A 3,472-nucleotide genomic window follows, 5' to 3' on the forward strand; every position below is an offset into this window, starting at 1 on the left:
GCCTCGATCTCGATGAGACGTGCCACCGCCTTCTTTGAGAGCGCTGGGATCGACAATGACATATACGCGCGGCGTTGTTGCTCGCGGCTTTCGAACCGCTCGGCGTTTCTGCGGAACTCCGTCGCGTGGGCGCGGGCAAGCGGCAACAGTTCCGTCAATGCCGCGGTCGCGGTGCTGCGCTCGTCGCGCGCCGTTCGACCGTCGACCAGAAGGTCGGAACCACGCAGGCGGCCGAGCCGATCCGGCGCAACAGCAAGATCGTCGGCGAGCCTTCGGGGTTCGATCTTCAAATTCGATGCCAGGGCGTTCAGGGCGACAAGCGCTGCATCCGGTTGACGATAGATCGTCTCCAGCACCGGCCGCAGGATTGCTTCCCGCTCCATCCAGGCGGGCGACGCAAGCTGAGCCCGCCGCGCATCTTCCTCCGCCGTCCTGGCAAAAACTGTGGTGGGCGAGAAGATGTCGGCCGCGGCCAGTATCAGCGTCCGAGACTGTTTGCGTTTCAGCCCGTTCCTCGTTGTAGGAAACCCGCCGTTCCCGCTCGATCGCAAAGCCGAGCGCAACGCTCGCCCTTTCCCAAAGCTTTGCCACCTGCTCGCGCTTCTCGGCAATCCACGTCAGCTGCCGCGTGACCCCCTCCTCCATCCCGGCCGCAACTTGAGAAAGTGTGTCGATGCCCCGACGGCGCGCAAAATCTTGCGCCTGCGCCTGGTAGCCGGCCTCGCTCTCGAAATCGAGCGTTGTTGTCTTGGCGCCGGAGCGCGACAAGCGCTCCACCAGCTGCTTGAACACATCCGGTCGATGGCTTTCCTGCTCGATGCGCTGCTGACGGGCTTCGGCGGATTCAATCTGTCTGGCAGTCCAGACATTGCGGTCGACTTCCCTTTCCTCGTACCGCTTCTGCCCGGTTTGCTTATCGACGATCGCGACCTTGACCGCGACCCGCTCCACCCCGTCCTTGCGCAGCGTCACCGTGTCGCCTTCCGAGACCCCGGCATCCTCGAGTGCCTTCGGCAGGCTGACGCCCCAAAGACGATGGATGGTTCCGTCATCCGTCTTCACATCGGCATAGGGGCTGTCGTCGGCATCCTCGTCATTCGGTCGGAACCTGGCTTGTCCGGTTTCGACGAGCTCGCCGGTGACGCCGGCAGCATGATCGACACGCGGTGGCCTTCCCCACTCCGGCTTCGCTTCAAAGTCTTCCTTGGCGGCATAAAGATCGGCGCGGTGGCGATGCCTCGTCATCGACACATAGGTCAGGTGCTGATCCATCATGCCGGTGGCAAGCACGAAAGTCCGGTCGACGGTCGACCCTTGAGACTTGTGGACGGTCGCGGCGTAACCGTGATCGACATTGCGGTAGCTGTTCTCGCTGATGACGACATCTCGGCCGTTGTCGAGGCGCACCGAAAGGAGAGTGTCGCCACGTTTGTCGCCGGTGGAAACGACCGTGCCGAGCATGCCGTTCTTCACATATTGCGGACCGAGACGGGGAGCACGTGGCTCGAGGAAGCGGGCATTCTCCAGGAAGATGATGCGGTCGCCGGTGGCGAACTCTCGCGCACCGCGTTCGGTCTGGAATGAGCGGCTTTCACCCAGCGCGCCCTCGCCTGTCATCACCGATCGCAGCGCCTCGTTCAGGCGCGTGACGTCCTGATTGGTGTGGGCGAGGACCAGCAGCTCGTCGCCGCGAAGACGGCCATGATTGCCGGCCGTGCTTGAGTCCTGGATCACCTGTCGCCGCGCCGCGGTCCAGTCGCCAACAATGCGCCCGATGATGTCGTCTCGCGTCTCTGCCTCGACAAGATGGCCCTGCTGCGCATAGGCGTCGAGGCCCTCTTCGACCCTACCGCGGGCAAAGAGCCGCGATGCCGCGCGCGCCCATTGCTCCCGCTGGCGGCGCACGCCGGCAAGTTCGGCAAAGCCGATCCGCTCGGTGATCGCCCGGAACGCCGCGCCTGCCTGGATCGGTTGTAGCTGCATCGCATCGCCGACCAGCACGACCTTCGCCCGCGCCTGCTCAGCGATTTTGAGGACACGGGCCATCTGTTGCGACGACACCATTCCGGCCTCGTCGATGACAAGCACATCACCACGTTCGAGCAATTCGCGTCCGCTGGCCCAGGCGAGTTCCCAGGAGGCGAGTGTTCGGGACCTGATGCCGGAGCTGTCCTCCAACCCCTCGGCGGCCTTGCCGGCAAGGGCGGCACCGATCACCCGGCGGCCTTCGCTTTCCCAGGCGAGGCGGGCTGCGGCAAGAAGGGTCGACTTGCCGGCGCCGGCAAGACCGACGACGGCGGCTATGCCATTGTCACGCGTGGCATGATGGACGGCGTCGACCTGCTCCGGATCGAGCCGGAAGGATTTTTTTGGATCCTGGGTCTCGATGGTTCTGATCGCGGCCGCCACCGCCCGATCGGCAACGCCGAAACCGCGACCTTCCGACAAAACCTGCGCCGACTGCGCCATGTCATATTCGAGGCGCAGGATCGCGCGCGTGGTGAAGACGGCGGGTTCCCCCGCCTTGCCGGTTTCGGCATCGGCCTGCTGTGGCTTCAGCATGACCAGATTGTCCGACGCCATCAGCCGCGCGCGAATACTGGCAAAGTCTGCGGGATCGTCGACGGTGCGATGCAGCGCCTTGGCGATGTCGCGTTCATCGAAGGTGGAGCGTTCATTGCCGAGCTGCTTCAGCAGAAGCTCCGGTTCGCCCAGCAGCCGGTCGGCCATCGCCTGGCGGCGGGCAAGATCGGCTGGCGCAAAATACATCTCGGCGCCCTTGCGGGAAAGCGCTGCCTTCTCCGGGCCGAGATGTCTTTGCGCGATCCCATCCAGGCCCTGCTCGGTATAGGAGCGACCGTCAAGCCGGATCTCGTGGCCGGCAAGCGCCAGATGCCGATTGGCCGTCTCCGCCCAGGCGATCTTCCACGCCTGCAAGGTTTCCTTGTCACCCGCCCAGGCCCTGTTGACGATCCTGCCGTTCGGACTGTCGGGCGTAACGACACGCAGCGGTGTGCCGTCCTCGCCCATGATGGTCACCCTCTTCCGACCAAATCCCTCCTCCGTCAGCGGCCTCAATGTCATCAGCACATGGGCATGCGGGTTGCCCTCCTTGTCGTGGTAAACCCAATCGACGACCATTCCCTTCGAGGTGAGATTGTCGCGCACGAATTCGCGCACCAGCGCGATATTCTCGGCCCGCGTCAATTCCTCCGGCAGTGCAATGATCAGCTCGCGCGCCAGCTGCGCATCCGCCCGCTTCTCGAAAGCATCGAGCGCGTTCCACAGCACTTCGCTGGCGCCGGCGACGGAACGCCCGTCGATTGCTGTCCGCAGCCAGGCCGGCATCTGGTCCGGCAGCGCCAGTTCCTCATGAACCAGTTCGTATGCCCCACCCCTATAGCTGAACGACGTGCCGGCCTGTTCGTCCATCATTCGGGCACGGTGGCGGTAGGCGGCGGCCGAGACGATG

At 64.4% G+C, this 3,472-nt stretch carries 1 pseudogene; it reads right to left on the minus strand.

The features are described from left to right. A pseudogene (traA, locus tag EFD55_RS34060) lies at positions 1–3,471 on the minus strand (Ti-type conjugative transfer relaxase TraA); the annotation flags it as partial. Position 3,472: the final 1 nt, after the last annotated feature.

The organism is Rhizobium pisi (genome assembly GCF_003938655.1).
In the GTDB taxonomy this organism is placed as follows: domain Bacteria; phylum Pseudomonadota; class Alphaproteobacteria; order Rhizobiales; family Rhizobiaceae; genus Rhizobium; species Rhizobium pisi.